Source organism: Yersinia sp. 2542 StPb PI, from assembly GCF_048593855.1.
Lineage (GTDB): Bacteria > Pseudomonadota > Gammaproteobacteria > Enterobacterales > Enterobacteriaceae > Yersinia > Yersinia enterocolitica_E.
This window is the reverse complement of sequence record NZ_JAZGQA010000015.1, coordinates 14,878-37,559: the sequence shown is the minus strand read 5'-3', so window position 1 is coordinate 37,559 and position 22,682 is coordinate 14,878. Positions and strand designations below refer to the sequence as shown.

The window sequence follows — 22,682 nt, the reverse complement described above, 5'->3', positions numbered from 1 at the left end:
ATTTATAAATCAGTTTGATCGCCAAGATCAGTGTGTCGTCTCGGTCATTGGCGCAGGTGTATCGGTTACTGGCATATAGTGTGGTTCTGCTGACAGACACCACTGTTGATAGCGCTGATAAAGTTGCTGATAGCGAGCAACCTGGCTGGCATCTGGTGTCAGAGTGCGCTCAATCTTACAGGCCATCTGACGCTGCGCAGCAGGGACATCGTGATATATTCCTGCGGCCACGGCGGCAAAAATTGCCGCTCCCAGCGCGCAACATTGATCAGAGGCAACAATTTGCAGCGGTCGATTCATCACATCGGCACAAACTTGCATGATAACCGGTGATTTACGCGCGATACCGCCCAATGCCAACACGTTCTCAACCGGAATATCCTGCTGTTCAAAACACTCCATGATAGCGCGCGCACCAAAAGCGGTTGCTGCGATAAAACCACCAAATAGAGTAGGGGCATCGGTTCCCAAATTCAGATCGGTAATAACCCCTTTTAAACGTTGATTAGCATTCGGCGTACGGCGGCCATTAAACCAATCCAATACCACTGGCAAGTGATCCAGTGAAGGGTTCTTTGCCCATTCAGCGGTGAGTGACGCGAGGAGGGTAGATTCAATCTGCTTTAACTGGGGTTGCAATTCGGGTTGTGCCAAGGCGGCCTGACGTAATGGCCAACTCAGTAAACGACTGAACCAGGCATACATGTCACCAAAAGCTGACTGACCTGCCTCCATACCAATCCAACCGGGTACCACACTGCCTTCAACCTGACCGCAAATACCGGCAATGGCGCGCTCACCCACCAACTTGTCATCGGCAATCAGAATATCGCAGGTGGATGTACCAATAACTTTGACCAAGGTATAAGGTTGAGCACCTGCGCCCACGGCACCCATATGGCAATCAAACGCGCCACCAGAGAGCACTACACCGGTCGGTAGCCCCAAACGCTCAGCCCATGCGGCAGTAATTAAACCCACCGGCCGTTCTGCCGTGTAGGTATCAGTAAACATAGGGTATTTAAGGTCGTCTACCAGACGGGTATCCAGTGCCGCCAGGAATTCACGCGGTGGCAATCCTCCCCATGATGGGTGCCATAAGCTTTTATGACCCGCGCTGCATCGCCCCCGTTGAATATCCTGTGGGGCGGTGGTGCCGGATAACAGTGCCGGTACCCAATCACACAACTCAATCCACGACACCGCAGCATCACGCACGGCGGCATCGGCGCGTGTCACGTGCAGGATTTTTGCCCAGAACCATTCAGAAGAGTAGACACCGCCAATATAGCGGGAATAGTCGGCAAATTCGCCACTGCGACATAAGCGATTAATCTCTTCCGCTTCTTCTATAGCCGTATGGTCTTTCCACAGCACAAACATCGCATTGGGATTATCTGCAAATTCAGGGCGCAGTGCCAATACCTGTCCTTGCTCATCAATCGGCGCGGGTGTTGAGCCCGTGGAGTCAACACCAATCCCGACGATTTGCAGGCGCTGCTCTTCTGACAGGCGGCTGACGACCTGACGGATCGCCTGTTCCATGGCTTCTATATAGTCCAGCGGATGATGGCGAAACTGGTTTTGTGCGGCCTGACAATAAAGGCCCTGCTGCCAGCGAGGGTAGTAGACAACTTCGGTATCGATCTCGGTGCCATGTTGACAATCTACCGCCAATACCCGGACGGAATCGCTGCCAAAATCTAATCCGAGCGCTATAGCTTTATTGGTTGATAAAGGACGGTCCGCCGATACAACGCTGGTTGTCATAGTGGTTGCTCCTAACATTTGCAGAAAACAGGAATTCATTGCCAATAACCATAGGAGTGAGTGGCAGCAAGATGTGAGGAGCCGATGGCTGGAAGTATGTACTTTTCTGCTTCCTACAGTGTTTTTGTGATGTCAGTCAAAAGTTAGAGAGAGGTTAAATTTGCTGAATATATGGATAAATAAACTGTAATCCCTGGATGTGATAGCGCTCTACATTCTAAAGCATAATTAACGTTAAAACTGTCAGCGTCTTACCGGGTGTGGTGAGGTTAAGTGGCTTTTAATAAAGCATTCAACCGCACTAAAACTGAAAAATAACATTGATAACGTTTCCACTAAAAATCAGATGATTTGGGTGGTTGACGATTAAATAAACAAAAATCATCTCTTCCTACAAAAATAGTTCGGAGAACACTATGCATAAATTAACTAAGGCGCTGGCAGTGGTTGGGTTAGCGGCAGTTATGTCACATTCAGCTATTGCCGAAAGCATGAAGTTGGGTTTTCTGGTAAAGCAGCCTGAAGAACCTTGGTTCCAGACCGAATGGAAGTTTGCAGATAAAGCAGGGAAAGATTTAGGTTTTGAAGTGATAAAAATTGCAGTGCCCGATGGTGAGAAAACCTTGAATGCTATCGATAGCCTTGCCGCCAGTGGTGCGAAAGGCTTTGTTATCTGTACACCAGACCCGAAACTGGGGCCGGCCATCGAGGCGAAGGCGCGCAGTTATAACCTGAAAGTGATCGCAGTAGACGACCAATTTGTGAATGCCAAAGGCAAACCGATGGAAAGTGTTCCATTAGTCATGATGGCGGCGACCAAAATTGGTGAGCGTCAAGGACAGGAACTGTGGAAAGAGATGAGTAAACGCGGCTGGCAACCGGGTGAAACGGCGGTAATGGCGATCACCTCTGATGAACTGGACACGGCTCGCCGGCGTACCAGTGGGTCAATGGACGCGCTGAAAGCCGCAGGCTTCCCAGAAAAGCAAATCTATAAAGTACCGACCAAATCCAATGATATCCCTGGGGCATTTGATGCCGCCAACTCCATGTTAGTCCAGCATCCTGAAGTGAAAAACTGGCTGATTGTCGGCATGAATGACAACACCGTGTTGGGTGGTGTCCGGGCGACAGAAGGTCAGGGCTTTAAAGCACCCAATGTGATTGGCATTGGTATCAATGGCGTTGATGCAGTCAGTGAACTGTCCAAAGGCCAGGCTACCGGTTTCTATGGCTCTCTGTTACCAAGCCCGGATATTCATGGTTATAAAAGTATCCAGATGCTGAATGACTGGGTGACCAAAGGTGTTGAACCACTGAAATTTACTGAAGTGACTGATGTGGTGCTGATCACCCGGGATAACTTCAAAGTCGAGTTAGAGAAGAAAGGCTTGATGTAATTCCGCTATACCCAACGTCATGGGCGTGGCGGCTAACCCTCTGGCCGCGTCAAATTCGAAGGGTATACACGCTATGGCGCACGGGGGCAGGCTACGGCTTGCCCCAATGGACCACACAGACAGGTGGTACCGTGCGACCCAAACTTTATAAGGAAGCCATCATGTCAGCACTCCATTCTGCGTTACAAGCCGAGCTGGAAGCCGAACAGTCACCTTATCTGGCTTTTTGTGGCATTGGAAAAAGTTTCCCCGGTGTTCAAGCGCTGGATGATATCAGTTTTACCTGTCAGGCCGGCCAAATCCATGCCCTGATGGGAGAGAATGGCGCGGGGAAATCAACCTTGTTGAAAATTCTCAGCGGTAACTACTCACCGACTCAGGGTGAAATTCACATTAAGGGCAAAGTAGCTAATTTTGCCAATACCACCGATGCGCTTGATGCCGGTGTCGCTATCATTTATCAGGAACTGCATTTGGTGCCGGAAATGACAGTGGCAGAAAATATCTATCTGGGCCAATTGCCTACCAAGATGGGCATGGTTGATCGCAAATTATTGCGCTATGAATCCAGTTTGCAGCTCTCACATTTGGGGCTGGACATCTCCCCCGATACCCCACTGAAATATCTCTCCATCGGCCAATGGCAGATGGTGGAAATTGCCAAAGCGCTGGCCCGTAATGCCAAAATTATTGCTTTTGATGAGCCGACCAGTTCGCTCTCTGCCAGAGAGATAGAACAACTGTTCCGGGTGATCCGAGAATTACGCGCCGAAGGGCGGGTCATTTTGTATGTATCACACCGGATGGAAGAAATCTTTGCACTGAGTGATGCCATTACGGTGTTTAAAGATGGCCGGTATGTGCGCACGTTTGACGATATGACCCAGGTGAATAACGACTCGCTGGTACAAGCCATGGTTGGGCGCAATTTGGGTGATATTTATGGTTATCAGCCGCGTGAAATAGGGCCAGAGCGCCTGACATTGCAAGAGGTGAAGGCGATTGGGGTGAAATCGCCAATCAGCCTGACCGTCCATCAAGGGGAGATTGTTGGCCTGTTTGGTTTGGTGGGGGCGGGGCGCAGTGAATTACTGAAAGGGTTGTTTGGTGGCACCAGGCTTAGCAGTGGTCAGGTTTTGCTGGATGGCAAGCCACTGACGATTCGTTCACCCATCGATGCCATCACCGCCGGGATCATGTTATGCCCAGAAGACCGTAAAGCCGATGGCATTATTCCGGTTCATTCGGTACAGGACAATATCAATATCAGTGCACGGCGCAAAACACTGACGGCTGGCTGTTTGATCAACAACCGCTGGGAGCAGGAGAATGCGGTACTGCGTATTCAGTCTTTGAATATCAAAACACCCAGCCCTCAACAACTGATTATGAATTTGTCCGGCGGCAACCAGCAGAAAGCCATTTTGGGCCGTTGGTTATCCGAAGATATGAAAGTGATCCTGTTGGATGAGCCAACTCGAGGTATCGACGTTGGGGCTAAACATGAAATCTATAACGTGATTTATCAACTGGCGAAACAGGGTATTGCGGTGCTGTTTGCGTCCAGTGATTTGCCAGAAGTTCTTGGGCTGGCTGACCGAATCGTGGTGATGCGGGAAGGGGCAATCTCTGGTGAGTTAGACCACGGTTCTGCCACTGAAGAACAGGCGTTAAGTCTGGCGATGCTACGCACCCCGAATATTGCTACTGATGCCGCGTCTGCGGTTGCTTGATTGTGAAGGAGTTATCCATGTCCAGCGTTACTTTGAGTTCTGATAAGAAGAACCCGGCATCAACCGAGTTAAAAGGTGGAGCACACAATAGTCAGTCGCAACCACCACAAGATACACCCGCTAAAAGTGGACTAGGACTATCCCGTATTTGGGATAGCTATGGGATGTTGGTAGTTTTCGCGGTGGTATTTATTGGTTGTGTGATATTCGTGCCTAACTTTGGCTCCTTTATCAATATGAAAGGGTTGGGGTTGGCTATCTCGATGTCGGGGATGGTGGCCTGTGGCATGTTGTTTTGTTTGGCATCCGGCGATTTTGACTTATCCGTCGCTTCAGTCATTGCCTGTGCGGGGGTAACGACGGCAGTTGTTATCAATATGACCGAAAATATGTGGCTGGGGGTGGGCGCCGGTTTGTTACTGGGCGCGCTATGCGGGCTGATCAATGGTTTTGTGATTGCCAGATTGAAAATTAACGCCTTGATCACCACGCTGGCGACGATGCAGATTGTTCGCGGCCTGGCCTATATCATCTCTGATGGTAAAGCGGTGGGTATCGAGGATGAGCGTTTCTTCGCATTGGGTTACACCAATTGGCTCGGTTTACCAGCCCCTATCTGGATTACCATTGCCTGTCTGGCCTTGTTTGGCTTCTTGTTAAACAAAACTACCTTTGGCCGCAATACCCTGGCTATCGGGGGCAACGAAGATGCGGCGCGCCTGGCGGGGGTGCCGGTAGTTCGCACTAAAATCATCATTTTTGTCTTATCGGGTTTGGTATCGGCGGCGGCTGGGATCATTTTGGCATCACGGATGACCAGTGGTCAGCCAATGACTTCGATTGGTTATGAGCTGATTGTTATCTCGGCCTGTGTGCTGGGGGGCGTGTCACTGAAAGGTGGGATTGGTAAGATTTCCTATGTTATCGCCGGTATCTTGATTCTGGGGACAGTGGAAAATGCCATGAACCTACTCAATATTTCTCCGTTCTCCCAATATGTGGTCCGTGGTTTGATCCTGCTGGCAGCGGTTATCTTCGACCGTTACAAACAGTTGGCTAAACGGACGCTATAAGTTGCACGGTGACAGAAAAGTCCATAAAAAGCCTATCTGGCTCACAGTTCTGTAATCACTATCGGGCAGCGTGAATTCTGCCCGATAAACTGAAATAAGCACATGCGTTTGCACGCCAATCAGATCAGGACTCCAAGGAGGCTAAATGTACCATCGAATGGTTCAGGAACCGCAACCCAATCCCTTGTTACCCGGCTATACCTTTAATGCCTATCTGGTAGCAGGATTAACCCCGATTCTGGCCGATGGACCACTCGATTTTTTTATCGATAGGCCAGGCGGCATGAAGGGCTATATCCTGAATCTGACCATTAAGGGACAAGGTAAGATTTTTGATGGTGAGAATACCTTTTACAGCAATCCAGGTGATTTGCTGCTCTTTCCCCCTAAGGCATCGCACTATTATGGTCGCTCACCGAACAGTGATTGTTGGTATCACCGTTGGGTCTATTTCCGGCCACGGGCATACTGGGCGGACTGGTTGGAGTGGCATAGCAAAACGCATGAAGTTGGGCGGTTATCTTTGCCTAACAACAACTTATTACTGGAATTTGATCGCCTGTTTGCCAATATTGAACAGACGCAAAAATCAGGACGGCGTTTTGGCGAAGAGTTGGGTATGAATCTACTTGAGCGCTTACTGCTGCGCGCAATGGAAGAAGATCCTCTTAGTCCACAACGCATTATGGACCCTCGAGTGATTGAAGCGTGCCAGTTTATTACCGGCAATTTAGCCGGTGAGCTGCGCATTGACGAAGTTGCACGTCATGTTTGCCTGTCTCCGTCACGTTTGGCACATCTGTTTCGTGAGCAAGTTGGTATCAATATATTGCGTTGGCGTGAAGACCAGCGGGTTATTCGGGCTAAGTTATTACTGCAAACCACGCAAGAGCCGATTGCCACTATTGGTCGCGTGGTGGGTTACGACGATCAACTCTATTTCTCCCGCGTTTTTCGTAAGCGTGTTGGTGTTAGCCCCAGTGATTTCAGGCGTCGTAGCATTGAAACCAACTACCCGCAACGCAGCCTCCGACAGCCAGAATGGCGAGATAATGCTGAGGCCATTGTGCGAATTTAATCTCGCCACTGACATTCAGCCAAAAATTACCTCTTGTCGCGGGAATCATCATGGTGTCAAATCGATTGAACGACTGATATCAATTGGCAAATAGGCTGCGCGAGAGGAAATATAATGGCTGAAAAAATCAAAGTGGGTTTACTGGGCTATGGTTATGCCAGCAAAACGTTCCATGCGCCGCTGATTATGGGCACTCCGGGGCTAGAGCTGGCAGGGGTTTCCAGTAGTGATGCCAGTAAAGTACATGCTGACTGGCCGACAATGGCGGTGGTTTCTGACCCCAAAACGTTATTTGATGATCCTTCAATCGATCTTATCGTGATTCCAACCCCGAATGACACTCACTTCCCGCTGGCTCAGCAAGCACTGGCTGCCGGTAAACATGTGGTGGTGGATAAACCGTTTACCGTGACACTGTCACAAGCAAATGAATTGAAGAAACAAGCAGATGAGGCCCACTTATTGCTTTCAGTATTCCATAATCGCCGTTGGGACAGTGATTTCCTGACGCTGAAAACACTGCTGGCTGAAGGCTCACTGGGGAATGTTGTCTATTTTGAATCTCATTTTGACCGCTATCGCCCGGAGATCCGCCAGCGTTGGCGTGAACAAGCCGGTGCGGGCAGTGGCATTTGGTACGATTTAGGTCCACATCTGTTGGATCAGGCGCTACAACTGTTTGGTTTGCCACAGACGCTAAATGTTGATTTAGGGATGCTGCGCCCTGGTGCGCAATCTGTTGATTATTTCCACGCGGTTCTTAGCTATCCGGGGCAACGAGTGGTGTTACACGGTACGGTGTTAGCCGCAGCAGAAACTGCGCGTTATATCGTGCACGGCATGCAGGGGAGTTACATCAAATTTGGTCTGGACCCACAAGAGGACAGGCTGAAAGCGGGTGAACGTTTGCCACAGGCAGATTGGGGCTACGATATGCGCGATGGAGTAGTGACACTGTCACATGATGGCATCCTCGCTGAAAAACCACTACTGACGTTGCCGGGTAATTATCCTGCTTATTATGCGGGGATCCGTGATGCCATTTTAGGTACTGCTGCCAACCCAGTACCCGTCTCGGAAGCGATAAAAGTAATGGAATTGATTGAACTGGGCATTGCCTCTGATCAACAGAAAAAAACGCTGCCGGTATCGCCAGCAAGCTGATTTTGCTGCTAAATACGCTTATTTGATAGAAACGATAGCCAAAGTCACTGGCGTTGCAGGTAGGCTGCCAGCAGATTTGAACACTGCTGGCAGCGGCCTCACCGAGGCAAGGCCTAAGGATGGGCGGCACAACGCAAACAGCTACCCCCTCTGCAACGTCAAGAACCAAGGTTATATTGAAGGAATACAGTGGCATGTCATGGTTACAACGCTTACGGATAGATAAATTTTTATTAGTGCTGATTCTGGTCGTTATTATTGCTTCTATTTTCCCCTGTGAAGGGGAAGTTAAGGTGTGGTTCGAACATCTGACGACTGCGGCCATTGCATTATTATTCTTTATGCACGGTGCCAAGTTATCCCGCGCCGCCATAGTTTCAGGCATGGGGCATTGGAAACTGCATCTGGTGGTGTTTCTCAGCACGTTTGCCTTATTCCCGCTGTTAGGATTGGGAATGAATGTGTTGGTACCCGGCGTGTTAACACCAACGCTGTATCTGGGTTTCCTCTATTTGTGCGCGTTACCTGCCACGGTTCAGTCAGCTATTGCCTATACCTCTGTGGCGGGAGGTAACGTGGCGGCGGCAATTTGTAGCGCCTCGGCATCCAGTATTTTGGGGGTTTTCCTGTCACCGCTGCTGGTGGGCATGTTGATGCACACCCAAGGGGGTGATACCGACACGTTGCATGCGATAGGTTCTATTATCATGCAACTGATGGTGCCATTCATTGTTGGGCATTTATCGCGCCCACTGATAGCTAAATGGGTTGAGCGCCATAAAAAACGGGTTAATATCACTGACCGGTCATCCATTCTATTAGTGGTGTATGTCGCGTTCAGTGAAGCCGTGGTTCAGGGGATTTGGCATCAAATCGATGGTTGGTCACTGCTGGCAATTCTGGTCTGTTCGATGGTGCTATTGACACTGGTATTAGTCATTAACACCATGGCAGCCCGCTGGCTGGGCTTCAATACTGCCGATGAAATCACCATTGTGTTCTGCGGATCGAAGAAGAGCCTCGCCAATGGTATCCCGATGGCTAACGTGTTGTTTCCCGCCTCAGTAGTCGGTGTGATGGTATTACCCTTGATGATATTCCATCAGGTTCAATTGATGGTATGTGCCGTCCTGGCACAGCGTTACGCGAAACGCGTCGCCAGAGAGCATGCCGAGGCGACTGAATCTTTGGCGTCGGCGGCGCGGGCAGAAACCAAGTAGCCGGTTGCGATCTGCAATAAAAAACGCCGGTACTGCTATGAAATACCGGCGTTTTTAGCTAATTCCTGACCGATTTAGCCACGGATTTTATCGCGCAGTGCCTGTTTTTCCTGTTCGGTGATAAATGCCATCGTCAGGCCATTTTGTTGTGCCTGGCGGATTTCTTGTGCTGTTAGGCCAGCAGCAGGTGCGGCAATGTGATATTCATTTGCAATTTCAATCCCCTGTACCGCTGGGTCATCGGTATTGATCGATGCCATCACGCCATGGCGCAGGAAGGTTGCCAGCGGGTGAGTGGCTAACGAAGAGACGGTGCTGGTCTGAATATTAGAGGTCAGACAGGATTCGATCCCAATGTTGTGTTCAGCCAAATAATCCATCAATTTGATATCTTCAATGGCTTTCACACCGTGACCAATACGTTCAGCACCTAACTCGCGGATAGCTTGCCAGATACTTTCCGGGCCAGCGGCTTCACCGGCATGGACGGTAATACGCAGGCCCGCATCGCGCGCGCGATTAAAGTGACTGCGGAACAAACCGCCAGGGAAGCCCAGTTCGTCACCGGCCAGATCCAACGCAGTAATCCCCTCGCGATGTGCCAATAAACCATCAAGTTCTTGCAAACAAGCTTGTTCACCAAAAGTGCGGCTGAGGATCCCTATCAGGCGGATATCAATATCAAAATCACGACAACCGGACTGCACCCCATCAATGACGGCCTCGACCACACCGGCAACCGGCAATTGGTGTTTCATTGCCATATAGAAGGGTGAAAAGCGCAGTTCGGCATAATGCAAACCGGCATTAGCGGCATCTTCGACATTTTCGTAGGCCACACGGCGGCAAGCATCAAGTGAGGCCAAAACCGCAACCCCCCAATCCAGCTTTTGCAGGAAGCTGACTAGATCTGGCTCAGTTTTAGTGATTTGTACATGCGGGCGCAGTTCGGCTAGCTCATCAGCCGGTAGGGCCAGATTAAATTGGCGACCCAGGTCCAAAATAGTTTGCGCACGGATATTGCCATCAAGGTGGCGGTGAATGTCGGTCAGGGGGAGGCGGGGATCAATCATGCTGTGCACTCACTTTTTATCAGAAGTAGATTCTTGTAGGTAAAGTGCAGAACATTATAAAAACAAATGAATGAAAATATCCACTGCGTTGCATAAAAAAGTGACATAAATCACGAATTGATATGGGCGGACAATATCGCCCGCCCATGACGCCGGCTTTAATTTCAACTATTTATTGCGATTCAACTGCGACCAATCTTTTTTCAGTTCGTACTACCAGCAGATAAGTGAGGATAAATGACAGGCCGAGTGACAAGGTGACACCCAATAGGATGTAGATAAAGTAAGGGCCAATATAGGCCGGTAAGCTGAATATACTTGATAAAATATAGCCGTACAGCCTTACGCCGAAAAAGGCGATAAATGCAGAGGCAATCGAGCTGCTTATCGTCGTGGCAATAAAGGCTTTTTTGTATTTAGTTAACACGCCAAACAGTGCGGGCTCTGTAATGCCCAATAAGCCAGAAACGGCGGCAGACAGCACCACGGTTTTTTCTTGCCGGGTTTTGACATGGAAATAGATAGCAAATGTTGAACCCGCAATGGCCATGTTTGCCATAAACATCATTGGCATTAACATATCAAAACCTTTGTCGGTAAAGTTTTGCAATGCAATGGGGGTCATGGCGTGATGCATTCCGGTAAGAATAGCAATCGGGCGAATGGCACCGACGATAAAACCAGCAAATACCGATGAGATATCAAATAATCCCTGAATACCGAATGCCAGTAGTTTGCCTAAATAAATGCCGGCTGGGCCGATAAACGTCAATGAAACCAATGCGGTGATAAAAAGGGTTAGCGTTGGGGTAAATACTGTTTTCAGCACATCGGGCATAATTTTATCGACCCAACGGTGAATATAACTCAGCGCCAGAATTGAGAAAATAACGGGAATAACACTGGCAGAATAGTTAAATACCGATACCGGCACGATATCCATAAAATAGATGACACTCACCGCGCCCGGGGTATGAGTGGCCAGCGCTTTGGCGGCATCAATGAGTGTGGGATACATCAGGCAGGCTGCCACCGCTGCCGCCAGATATTCATTAGTTTTAAATATCTTAGCCGCAGAAACAGCAAGGAAGAACGGCAGGAAATAGAATACCCCGCTGGCAATTAAATCGATAATCATCACGGTGTCGCTTTTGGCTGAGATGATTTTTAAGGCGATCAACCCTGCCAGTAAGCCTTTAATCATCCCCGCCCCGGCAATCGCCGGAACGATAGGGCCGAATACCCCAGAAACGGTATCCATAAACAGTGAAACCAGACTTTTCCGTGCTTTAGGTATTATTGCCGTAGTCGCGCTTGAGGGAACATTCTCATCAGGTGACATATTATCAACAATATCTTGATACCAGGCATTTACCTGTGGGCCGATAATGATCTGTACTTGATCACTTTGATTTTGCGCACCTAATACACCTGGCAATTGTTTGATTTTCTGCCATTCGACTTTACTATCATCAATTAAATCAAAACGCAGCCGTGTCATACAATGCCAGACTTTATTTATATTATCCTGACCACCGACCAGTTTAATTATTAACTGACATACCTCAGTCCTTCCCATAAAACCCTCGCACCTGAGCCATTATTTTTATTCACTGTGAATGATAATAAGTTTACTGAAAGTTAAAAACAAACCAATAAAGCATGGGTTACATCACATTATTCGATGGTTAGGGTGTTCTTAGATGCTTTTTCTATTAATTGGTATGGTTTTTTGCGGTAATTTGCGTGATTCACGAACCAAAAAAAACATTTAAATTTTAGGTTTACAAGGTCAGTGTAAATAAGGTGAAATTAGCGAATACGTCATACGAATTTATTAATTCATGCATCATTGGTTGCCACGTTGAAGAGTCGCAATCTGAGTGTTGTAAAGGAGCATTGCATGCAACCCACGTTGATAACTGGCATTGAATGTCAGATAACCCGGCCTGATCGCCATAATTTAGTTGTGGTTAAGATTGAAACTAATAAAGGGATTGTTGGCCTGGGTTGTGCCACATTTCAGCAGCGTCCCCTTGCCGTTAAAGTGATGGTGGATGAATATCTCCGGCCACTATTACTGGGGCGTGACGCGAATAATATTGAAGACTTGTGGCAGATGATGATGGTCAATGCCTATTGGCGAAATGGGCCGGTGATCAATAACGCGATTGCCGGGATTGATATGGCATTATGGGATATTAAAGGCAAGCTGGCGGATATGCCGCTCTACCAACTGTTTGGTGGCAAATCTAAAGATGCTATTGCCACCTATAGTCATGCCGCCAGTGACTCACTGGATGGGTTGTATGTTGAGGTGGATAACTTGCTGGCGCAAGGTTATCGGCATATCCGCTGCCAGTTGGGGTTCTATGGGGGGAATGCTCAGGATCTGCACGCGACCCGACAGCCAACAATCGGCGCATACTACGATCAAGACCAATATATGGATAACACGTTGGCGATGTTTAAAGCGCTACGCGAAAAATACGGCAATCAATTCCATATTTTACATGATGTGCATGAGCGCTTATTCCCACAACAAGCGGTTCAATTTGCCAGGCAGTTAGAAGCTTATCGCCCTTATTATATTGAAGATATTTTGCCGCCGAATCAGAACGAATGGCTGGAACAGATCCGTAATCAAACAGCGGTACCACTTGCTACGGGTGAATTATTTAACAATCCGGCAGAGTGGAAAGACTTGATAATCAATCGCCGGATCGACTTCCTGCGTTGTCATGTATCACAGATTGGCGGAATAACCCCGGCATTAAAACTTGGGAGCTTCTGCCAGAGTTTTGGGGTTCGCCTGGCATGGCATTGCCCGCCAGATATGACACCGATTGGTGCTGCGGTTAACACCCATTTAAATATCTATTTGCACAATGCAGCAATTCAGGAGTTCGTGGCCTATCCGGCCAATACCCTGAGTGTATTTCCGGGCGCCGTTCAGCCGACAGAAGGCTATTTGTACCCAATTGAACAGGCGGGGATAGGTGTTGATTTTGATGCTCGTTTAGCCGATGAATTCCCGGTTGTTTATCGGCCTCATGAATGGACACAAAGCCGTTTGCCGAACGGAACAATTCATACACCATAGTGGGTCTGAGCGGATTCAGCTCTGGCGGAACTTTAGGTTATCCTGATTAAACGGAATAATATAGGTGCAGGAATAGTCGATATCCACGATATCACTGAATGTGTATACGCGGCCATCCTGCAAAATGCCTCGGTTCAGGATATGCATGGCGGCAATGCCTTTTTTGCATCCAAGCAGTTCAGCTTGTTCTTTATTGATATTAATCGCCTGATAATGGGTTAATGCATGGGACAGGCGATAGCCTTTGCTGAGAATATATTGCTGTATCGAGCTTTCAATGACTTTTTGGTTCAAATCAGGGAAAGCGGCGACTGGCATGCGCGAATTTTCGATTTGAACCTTACGATTATCAATGTAACGCAAACGTGAGAATGCCCAGATAAAATCATCCGCGCTAAGGTTAAAGATCTGTTGTTCTTCATTATCAGGGCGGCGTTTATGCAGATTAATTAAACGAAAACTGATTTGGTTAAATTTCTTTTCGGTAATTGAATTATATACCAGCGGATTATTACCCACGCCGGGATTAATGAAGATCCCGGCACCTTGCACCATATGCACGGCACCAATGGCTGCCAGCTTCTCTAACGCTTTACGTATGGTAAAACGTGACACGCCATATTCCTCTGCTAACTGGCGTTCCGGCGGCAATTTCTCAGGTAATTTCTCGCCAGACTGATACATTTTACTCAGCAAGTCCTGAGCAATAAATTCTTTCTTTTTCATTTGGTTGTCCAGCACAGATAAACCTAGCCGCGTGATAGTAGTATATCGATTATTGACGTTATCGGCAGCGGGAAAGATGAGATGGGGAGGGGGAGAAACGCCACTCAAGGCATCAAGTGGCGTAATACACGATACTGTTTTACTTAACTGTCGCTATTGTCCTGCAAAAAACGAATACCGTTAATCAGCTTATCCATACCGGCTTCGACCTTGCTGCGGGAACAGCCTACATTCAGACGTAAAAAGCCACGACCCTCTTCGCCATAGGTAAAACCGGGCATAATGGCGACTTTCTCTTTCTCAATCAGCACCTCTTGCAACTGATGGTCATCAATGTTCAAGGGGCGTAGGTCTATCCATGCCAGATAGGTTGCTTGCGGTGGCTGCCAGTTTAATGCCGGGAACGCCACATTAAGGCGCTGTGCCACATAAACCAGATTGGCTTGCAAATAACTGCGTAGCTCATCCAACCATGGTTGCGCCTGCTGGTAAGCCGCAATGTGCGCCACAATGGCCAGTACCGCCGGAGAGGATAGTCCATCACGGCCTTTCAACATTTGAGTGTAGATATCACGGGTTTCACTGTCACTGATAAAACCGTATGCACCCGTTAAGGCGGGGATATTGAATGTTTTGGAACCCGAGGTCAGCAGCGCCCATGGGGTCTGACCTACCTCACTCCAAGGGGTATGTACCTGATTGCCCCAGGTCATATCCATATGGATCTCATCGCTGATAACGCGAACCTGATGGCGTTCACACAGTTCGGCCATTTGCGCCAGCTCTTGTGGTGTCCAGACTTTCCCTGTTGGATTATGCGGACTACACAACAGCAGCACTTTCGTCTGTGGCCGCGCCAACAGTGCCTCCAGATGTGCCATATCACATTGCCACTGGTTATCTACTTTGTGCAGCGGGCAGCTAAGTAGCTGGCGCTGATTAGCGAGAATGACTTTATAGAAGGCGTCATAGGCTGGGGTGTGGGTAACGACGAAATCACCGGGAGCAGACCAACAGCGGATTAGCTGAGCGACCATATAGATAACTGACGGGCCGTAGACCGCCATTGAGGTATCGATATGACAATGAAACCGTTGCAGATACCAATGACGAATTGCACCAAGGAAATCTTCATGCTGCCAGCGGCTATAGCCCAACACACCGTGGGCTATCCGCTGATTCAGCGCTTGCAGAATCACCGGTGCGGTAGGGAAGTCCATATCAGAAATGGTAAAAGGCAACAGGTCAGCAGCACCAAAACGGTCTGCAATATAATCCCATTGGGTACACCAAGTGCCGTGACGATCGACAGGCGTGGAGAAATCAAACATCAGCATCTCGCTTATCAAATATACCCTTGGTCCTTGAAGTTGCGGCGAGTTTCGGCACCTGTTACTCGGCCCATCCCTGGGCCTCAGGCGAGGCCGCTGCAAATCACGCTCAAATCGATTCCCGACCGATTTTTCATGTGCTGTGGCCTACCTGCAACGCCAATAACCTTGGGTATAATTTTTCATGTAACTGGTATTTAGGTAACGGCGCTTAGCGAATTACCGTCCTAAGGCGTCGCAAACTGAGTACTGCTTATCAGTGAGTCTAATTCATCTTTCACCGATTGCACTTGTGGACCAATAACAACTTGCAGATTATGGTCATTCAGTTGAATAACGCCAATGGCGCGGTTGGCTTTTAACGCCTCTTTATCCACCAAATTCATATCTTTAACGGACATCCGCAAGCGAGTAATACAGTTATCCAACGAGACAATGTTATCTGCACCACCCAGCGCATGAAGAATAGCAGGGGAGTTATAACCGGATTTACCGGTTGCAGCGCCATAAGTGGCTTTTTCTGCATTGCTGCTAGCGGTGGTTTCGCTTTCACGGCCTGGTGTTTTGATATTGAAGTGCTGAATAGCAAAACGGAAAATCATGTAGTACGCCACGAACCAGATCCCGGCAACCACTGGCACCCAATACCATTTAGTCGCAGTGCCATGCAGAATACCAAATACCACGAAATCAATAATATTACCGTCGGTATTACCAATGGTTACACCCAGCAACGCCATCACAGTAAAGCCCAAACCGGTCAGGATCGCATGGATCAAATACAGGAACGGTGCTACAAACAGGAACAGGAACTCAATCGGTTCGGTGGTACCTCCAATCACACAAGCCACAACACCAGAAATCAACAACCCTTTAATTTTATGTCGGTTTTCAGGCTTGGCACAGTGATACATGGCTAGCGCCGCACCCGGCAGGCCACCGAGGAAGGCGGGCATTTTGCCTTGAGACAGGAAGCGAGTCGCACTTTCTGAGAAGCCGGTGGTGGTTGGACAAGATAACTGAGCCTGGAATATTGTCAGTGCACCACTCACGCTGTGACCACAAACATCCATGGTTCCGCCCGCTTCAGTAAAGCGGATCAATGCCACCAAAATATGGTGCAGGCCGAACGGCAGCAATAGACGTTCGCCACTGCCGAAAATCATCGGCCCGAACATGCCAGCACCGTTAATCAGGCGACCCAGCCCGGTGATACCGGCGGCGAAAAATGGCCAGATCAGCGGGATCAACAACCCCACCAGCCCGAGCACTACCGTCGTCACTATCGGCACAAAGCGAGTACCGCCAAAGAAGGCTAATGCATCAGGTAAACGAATGGTGTTGAAGCGTTCATGCAGTAAATAAACAATGACCCCGACAATTACCGCTCCCAGAATCCCGGTGTCGATCGACTGAATACCTAGAATATTTTGAATATTATGGGTTTTCAGGACTAATGGATCGGTGGTTGGCAACACACCGCTGGTGGTGAGGTAAAAGTTGGTCGCCAGATTCAGCACGGCAAAGCCGACGAAACCAGAGAAGGCGGCTACGCCCTTATTTTCGCGCGCCATACCCAGCGGGATAGCAATGGCAAACATTACGGGCAGGAAACTAAAGGCAAATGAACCCACCTTGCTCATCCAGGTAAATAGTAGCTGGAAGGCAGGATGACCAATTACCGGTAATAGGGTGATGACATCTTTACTGCTGAGTGAACTGCCGATACCCAGCATGATCCCACAGAAGGAGAGCAAGGCGACCGGCAGCATGAAGGTTTTCCCTAAACTCTGGAAAAACTCCCACAGCGTAATTTTTTGTTTTTTTACCGCTGACATAGTGACTCCTGTTTTTCAAAACGCCTGATGTTAAAAATGTCTGCTCTAACCACCGCGGTTCTTAATACGGTGTGTTTATCGCTAAATGGCGACTATTTCGCCTCCCTGTCTGGAGGTTAAACAAGATAAAACGTTTAACCCAGATAATATGAGTGATGTGTCACAATTACTGATGCTACTTCTGTATTAGAGTAAATCATCAGATTAAACGTTTAACTTGGCTTGTTTATCAGCGGGTATGACCATTAAAAAAATCACAATTACCGATGTGGCTAAGTTTGCCGGCGTCTCAGTGGCGACAGTTTCATTAGCTATAAGTGGCAAAGGGCGTATCTCTGGGGCAACCGCTGACCGGGTCAATCAGGCAATCGAACAGTTAGGTTATGTGCGAAACCGCCAGGCGGCACAATTACGCGGTGGCGAGTCCGGGGTGATTGGCTTGATTGTGCGCGATATCGGCGATCCATTTTATGCCGCAATGACGGCGGGTTTGAGTGAGGCGATTGAGGCAGAGGGCAAATTGCTGTTTCTGACGCAAAGTGGTCGGGAGGGCAAAGGTCTATTGCGTTGCTTCGATACACTTATCGCTCAGGGTGTTGACGGCTTGGTCCTCGGCGGGGGAGCCAAACGTGAGATGGGATTGCAGGAGAAGGCGGCAGAGCATGATATCCCATTGATTTGCGCGGCACGGTCGAATGTGTTGGAAGGTGTGGATGTCGTGCGCCCTGATAATATGCAGGCGGCTAAAATGGCCACTGAGTTTTTGATTGGCCGTGGTCACCGGCAAATTGCCTACCTTGGCGGGCACTCGCATTCATTGACGCGGGCAGAGCGCTTGGGAGGCTTCTGCGCCACGTTGGTTCAATATGGCCTGCCATTCCGTTCTGAATGGGTGGTTGAATGTGACGGGCAACAGCAGGCGGCGGCAGATGCGGCAGAAGAGCTGCTACGTTATCACCCCAATGTCAGTGCCATCATTTGTCATCAGGCATCAGTGGCATTGGGGGCTTACTTTGGTATCTTACGCACCGGTCGGACTATTGGTAGTGCTGGTGTAGACACCTATCTGGATCAACAAGTGGCACTGATTGGTTTTGGTGACGTGCCGGCAGCCGAATTAACCGAACCACCACTCACCTTTATCACCAGTTCCGCCAGAGAAATTGGTTACAGTGCCGGGCAGCGGTTACTCCAGCGAATTGCCGGTGTTGACCTGCAACTGCAAAATGTCATATTACCGCCGGTATTGATCCGCCGAGGGTCTGCTTGATCATGCCTGATCTTGGGGGTTATTCATTAACGCCAAAGCATCGACATCGCCCGCGGTAATCAGATGCAGGTTGCGGCTGATATCTTCTATCGGCCAGTCCCACCATGCAATAGCCTCGAGTTTAGCTATCGTTGCTGGTGGGAAGCGGCTCTTAATCACGATTGCCGGGTTGCCCCCCACAATGCTATAAGCCGGTACATCACGCGTCACTACCGCTCGTGATGAAATGATGGCACCATTGCCGATGGTCACACCTGGCATGATAAGTACGTCATAACCAATCCAAACATCATTTCCAACGCAGGTATCGCCTTTATAGGGCAGTTCATCCATTGATGGCGTGACGCGCTCCCAACCATTGCCAAAAATATTGAAAGGATAAGTCGAAATACCTGAAATTTTATGATTGGCGCCATTCATGATGAATTGAACCCCGCGTGCCAGCGCGCAGAATTTGCCAATAATCAGTTTGTCACCAATAAACGGGTAGTGATAGAGCACGTTGCGCTCGAAGTTTTCCGAATCTTGTGGATCGTCGTAATAGGTATAATCCCCGATAATAATATTCGGGTTGTTCGTTGTATTTTTGATAAAGCAAACCTGCGCAAAGCCTACCATGGGGTGCTTGCAGTCGGGGTTGGGGCCGGTCATAAGTTTATCTGTCATTGCAACTTCCTGCGTACTGCGTGGACCCAGAGATAAAAAAACGGAGCCATCAGGCTCCGTTCTATGTGTTATTGCTGCAACTTATTACAACAACTATTGTGCCGGAACCGCAGGTTCTGCTGGGGTTGCTGGCATATCTTCTGGTGCGCTGTCGGTGTCTTCTTCAGCAGGTGCCCCGCCAAACATACCAAACAGGCCAACAAACTCTTGCAGTGACATTTTCTGACCATTCAAATTGACCTGATTATCAGCAAAATGGAAGCTGCTGCTGATAACATCATCTTTGGTGGTGGTCAGTTTAAACATCTGGCCCATAGCGGCAATGCCTTGAACCTGTTGTTGTGCCAGCTTCTGAGCTTCTTCCGGGCTGTAGCCTTGCAGGCGTGCGGCCTGGGTCGTCAACTCAGTTGCCATTGCCATCGGGATAGTCAGGGTTGCGTCAACTTTCTTCACTGACTGCGCTAACAGGGGTTCAGCACTTGCTTTAGTCTGCGCCGGATCAACCAAGTCGACATTCAGGGTAAAGGTACTTTCCCCTTTAGCGTTTTTCCAGCTCAGTGGCGCAATGCTCACGGTTGGATTGCCTTTTAACAGCCCTGGAAGATTGGCAATTAACATCTCAGTCATTTGCTCTTGATAGGCAACAGGATCGAGGTTTTCACCCGCCTGAACGGCTTTCAGCACTTGTTGATTATACGCGCTGGTGAACTGCTTCAGGTTTTGGCCATCAAGCTTGTCAAAGGCAAAGGCTAATTTACCGGAACCGAAATCATTACCCTGAATTTTTAATGCATCGAGGGTGTAGCTCAGTTTGCCGTTCAGGTCTTTATCCGTTTCACCCAATTGGGTATTAAGGTTAAAGCCAACCAGTGTTGCCATCTCTTTGCCATCAAGACTGAAACCAATTTGCTTGATAGCGACTTGTTGATCACCAATGCTGAGATCAAATTTACCCATTTTGCTGTCACTTTTCAGCGTCAGGCCCTGCACGCTGAATTGTTCCAGTTGGTCCCACTGATTTTTGCTGGTGAAGACGATATTCTCGCTGCTACCGCTCATCTTCACATTACGCATATCGCGCGAAACATCGGCATCAATGGTAGCACCAGAGAATTTCATGCTGGTGGTATTTTGCTGATAATCGATAGGAATAAAGGTAATGGCGGAAGAGGTATCACCGCTGTATGAAATGCGTGAATCCGCAGTAAACGGTGATTGGCCTTTGGTAACATCAAATAGCTTTTTCAATGCAGGGGTATTGGCAAGTTCGGTATGTACCGATGCCATGCTCGGGATCAAATTGAATTTCTTCAACTGCGCGAACGGGAATGGGCCGTGATCGATAGTTTCGATAAAAGCGATTTCATCACCGTCTTTTAACGCTTTTTCACCCACGACACTGCTATCTGCTTGCAGCACATAGCGAACCTGGCTACGGAACAAACCACGTTGGTAATCTGTATAGGCGAGTTTGACACCAGCTTTAGGCAGCAATGTTCTGATCTGCCCGTTTGCGGTGTTAACCAGTTCACCCATCCGTTGTTCAATCAGTTTGCCGGTATACCATGAGGCTCCAGTCCATGCTGCGCCAAGTACGACAATGACGCTGACAGCCACTAACGATTTTTTCATTGTTCTGTTCATCCTTTTCTAATACACCAAATTCACTATGTTGAACGCGGTAATGAGTTGCTGGTGAAAAACCACCCAAGAGAATGCCTGAAAAACAGTATTCACCAAATTAATATAGGCATAGATTAACCGGACACAAATATTATTGCGACGATAACTATCCTGAAACGGCAAGCGTGAGTTCTGTGTAATAACAAAACCCCGCCATTGCGACTATGGAATCTATCTATCACGACAGCAAAAAGCCAGTTATTGACAACAAAATGAGTGACTTCGTTCAGTCTGCGTTGTAAACACGCGCAATAGAGCCAATTCCTTGCACTGTAACCGGTGATTCATTCGCCGGGATAAAACAGGATTCGCCTGGTTGTAGGGTGATTTCCTGCTGCTGTTTTTTCAATATAGCCTGACCCTGAATACAAAACACAATTGCCGCGCTAGGTTGTGCTAACACTTGAGTCTCGGCCGTTACTGTATGCAGTGAAAAAGCAAAATCCTCAACTGGGATAGGGAAGGCCAGTTCGTTGCCTTGCTGTTTTGGCGTGGTCAGCAGAGTATCAGCCGGTTTGGGGATAAATTGCAGATTGGCCATCAGTTCGGGAATATCGATAAACTTAGGCGTCAGGCCTGCACGTAATACGTTATCGGAGTTTGCCATCACCTCTAGCGCCACGCCGTTGAGGTAGGCGTGCGGTGTTTCAGCATACAGGAACATGGCTTCACCCGGTTGCAGGGTCACGACATTTAGCAATAAGGGGGAGAACAAGCCGCTGTCATCAGGGTAAAAACGCGAGATACTGCGGATGGTATCCCAAGGTTCACCTAACTGGTTATTTAAGGCTGCTTTCAAAATTCCCAGCGCGAGCGTTTTTGGGTCGCCAGCCAAACTCAGTAAACTGGCAAACAGGGCCGCTAAGTGTTCAGTATCCGGTTCGCGCAGGAATGCGGCGATATCGGGATGCGCTGCCGCTAAGGGGTGGAGTAATGCCTGAATATCTTCCAGTGTACGGAAACCATTCATAGCCTGAAAGGGTGTTAGCGCATAGACCAGTTCCGGCTTATGGTTGGCATCTTTATAATTTCTTTCGGCAGCATCCAGTGGGATACCCGCCTGATTCTCTTTGGCAAAACCAATTTCGGCGGCGGTTTTACTGGGATGAACCTGAATCGATAACGGTTGTGCCGCACAAAGTACTTTGAACAGGAATGGTAGCTCACCAAAACGGTTGAAAACATCATGGCCCAGATTAGCATCGGGATCTTGTTCGATCACATCACGCAATGAATGCCACTGGCCGTTAGCATCTGCCACCTGTGAGCTGCTCTTCGGATGCGCGCCCATCCACAGTTCAGCCATTGGTTTCCCCTGTGGATTTGCTATGCCATAAAGCTGAGTGAGGGCGTCGGTACTGCCCCAAGCGTAGTTTTGCACTGCATTCTTCATCTTTTGCATGTTTACGTTCTGCCGTTTGTTAAGGGCCAAATTAAGGGTTACACACAAATCAGCTATTTTATATGACTAATCGCGCCTGACCCTGCCGCCCAATAAAATTGTCCCTTAGTAAACAATGGCGCTACGGGGGTTGCAAGTAGTAATCGGAGGGG

At 48.6% G+C, this 22,682-nt stretch carries 17 protein-coding genes; 8 read left to right on the top strand and 9 right to left on the bottom strand.

The features are described 5' to 3' along the window. Positions 1-27: 27 nt before the first annotated feature. On the bottom strand, positions 28-1,770 hold the full coding sequence (locus tag V1952_RS03900; RefSeq protein ID WP_420074335.1) for a ribulokinase: 1,743 nt from the start codon (positions 1,768-1,770) through the stop codon (positions 28-30). A 416-nt stretch (positions 1,771-2,186) separates the two neighbouring features. Here V1952_RS03900 and V1952_RS03895 point away from each other — a divergent pair, with 416 nt between their 5' ends. From V1952_RS03895 to V1952_RS03870, 6 genes are all read left to right on the top strand, one after another. After that, positions 2,187-3,170 (top strand): arabinose ABC transporter substrate-binding protein, encoded by a 984-nt coding sequence (locus V1952_RS03895; protein WP_420074334.1) that lies wholly within the window; start codon positions 2,187-2,189, stop codon positions 3,168-3,170. Between the two features lie 161 nt (positions 3,171-3,331). Continuing rightward, positions 3,332-4,903: an L-arabinose ABC transporter ATP-binding protein AraG gene (araG, locus tag V1952_RS03890; RefSeq protein ID WP_372559002.1), complete on the top strand. Its 1,572-nt coding sequence runs from the start codon at positions 3,332-3,334 to the stop codon at positions 4,901-4,903. 17 nt (positions 4,904-4,920) lie between these two features. Further along, the gene (gene araH, locus V1952_RS03885; protein WP_372559003.1) at positions 4,921-5,976 is read left to right on the top strand and encodes an L-arabinose ABC transporter permease AraH; all 1,056 of its coding nucleotides are present in this window, start codon (positions 4,921-4,923) and stop codon (positions 5,974-5,976) included. A 145-nt stretch (positions 5,977-6,121) separates the two neighbouring features. Further along, positions 6,122-7,054 carry an arabinose operon transcriptional regulator AraC gene (gene araC, locus V1952_RS03880; RefSeq protein ID WP_083158871.1) on the top strand — a complete coding sequence of 311 codons (933 nt, stop codon included), beginning with the start codon at positions 6,122-6,124 and terminating at the stop codon, positions 7,052-7,054. Between the two features lie 114 nt (positions 7,055-7,168). Then, positions 7,169-8,218, top strand: coding sequence for an oxidoreductase (locus tag V1952_RS03875; RefSeq protein WP_372559004.1), 1,050 nt, complete (start codon positions 7,169-7,171; stop codon positions 8,216-8,218). 194 nt (positions 8,219-8,412) lie between these two features. Then, entirely contained in the window at positions 8,413-9,438 is a 1,026-nt protein-coding gene (locus V1952_RS03870; protein ID WP_420074333.1) for a bile acid:sodium symporter family protein, read from the top strand. A gap of 74 nt (positions 9,439-9,512) precedes the next feature. Here V1952_RS03870 and add read toward each other — a convergent pair whose 3' ends face one another. Both add and V1952_RS03860 read right to left on the bottom strand, forming a co-directional pair. Then, entirely contained in the window at positions 9,513-10,511 is a 999-nt protein-coding gene (gene add / locus V1952_RS03865; protein WP_420074332.1) for an adenosine deaminase, read from the bottom strand. Positions 10,512-10,683: 172 nt separating this feature from the next. After that, entirely contained in the window at positions 10,684-12,090 is a 1,407-nt protein-coding gene (locus tag V1952_RS03860) for a PTS transporter subunit EIIC (protein WP_372559007.1), read from the bottom strand. A gap of 324 nt (positions 12,091-12,414) precedes the next feature. Here V1952_RS03860 and V1952_RS03855 point away from each other — a divergent pair, with 324 nt between their 5' ends. Beyond that, positions 12,415-13,614: an enolase C-terminal domain-like protein gene (locus V1952_RS03855; RefSeq protein ID WP_372559008.1), complete on the top strand. Its 1,200-nt coding sequence runs from the start codon at positions 12,415-12,417 to the stop codon at positions 13,612-13,614. Positions 13,615-13,629: 15 nt separating this feature from the next. Here the strand turns inward: V1952_RS03855 and V1952_RS03850 are convergent, their stop codons facing one another. The 3 genes from V1952_RS03850 to malX all read right to left on the bottom strand — a co-directional run bounded on the left by V1952_RS03850 (position 13,630) and on the right by malX (position 17,509). Beyond that, the gene (locus V1952_RS03850) at positions 13,630-14,340 is read right to left on the bottom strand and encodes a GntR family transcriptional regulator (protein WP_372559009.1); all 711 of its coding nucleotides are present in this window, start codon (positions 14,338-14,340) and stop codon (positions 13,630-13,632) included. Positions 14,341-14,483: 143 nt separating this feature from the next. Beyond that, positions 14,484-15,671: a MalY/PatB family protein gene (locus V1952_RS03845; protein WP_372559010.1), complete on the bottom strand. Its 1,188-nt coding sequence runs from the start codon at positions 15,669-15,671 to the stop codon at positions 14,484-14,486. Positions 15,672-15,898: 227 nt separating this feature from the next. Further along, positions 15,899-17,509, bottom strand: coding sequence for a maltose/glucose-specific PTS transporter subunit IIBC (malX, locus tag V1952_RS03840; RefSeq protein ID WP_420071107.1), 1,611 nt, complete (start codon positions 17,507-17,509; stop codon positions 15,899-15,901). Between the two features lie 238 nt (positions 17,510-17,747). Here malX and malI point away from each other — a divergent pair, with 238 nt between their 5' ends. Further along, positions 17,748-18,779: a Mal regulon transcriptional regulator MalI gene (malI, locus tag V1952_RS03835; protein WP_083158862.1), complete on the top strand. Its 1,032-nt coding sequence runs from the start codon at positions 17,748-17,750 to the stop codon at positions 18,777-18,779. Here malI and vat(F) read toward each other — a convergent pair whose 3' ends face one another. The 3 genes from vat(F) to manA form a co-directional block, all read right to left on the bottom strand. Next, positions 18,780-19,445: a streptogramin A O-acetyltransferase Vat(F) gene (gene vat(F), locus V1952_RS03830; protein ID WP_420074331.1), complete on the bottom strand. Its 666-nt coding sequence runs from the start codon at positions 19,443-19,445 to the stop codon at positions 18,780-18,782. Between the two features lie 93 nt (positions 19,446-19,538). Next, positions 19,539-21,077 (bottom strand): YdgA family protein, encoded by a 1,539-nt coding sequence (locus tag V1952_RS03825; protein ID WP_372559012.1) that lies wholly within the window; start codon positions 21,075-21,077, stop codon positions 19,539-19,541. A 277-nt stretch (positions 21,078-21,354) separates the two neighbouring features. Continuing rightward, on the bottom strand, positions 21,355-22,530 hold the full coding sequence (gene manA / locus V1952_RS03820; RefSeq protein ID WP_372559013.1) for a mannose-6-phosphate isomerase: 1,176 nt from the start codon (positions 22,528-22,530) through the stop codon (positions 21,355-21,357). Positions 22,531-22,682 lie beyond the last annotated feature (152 nt).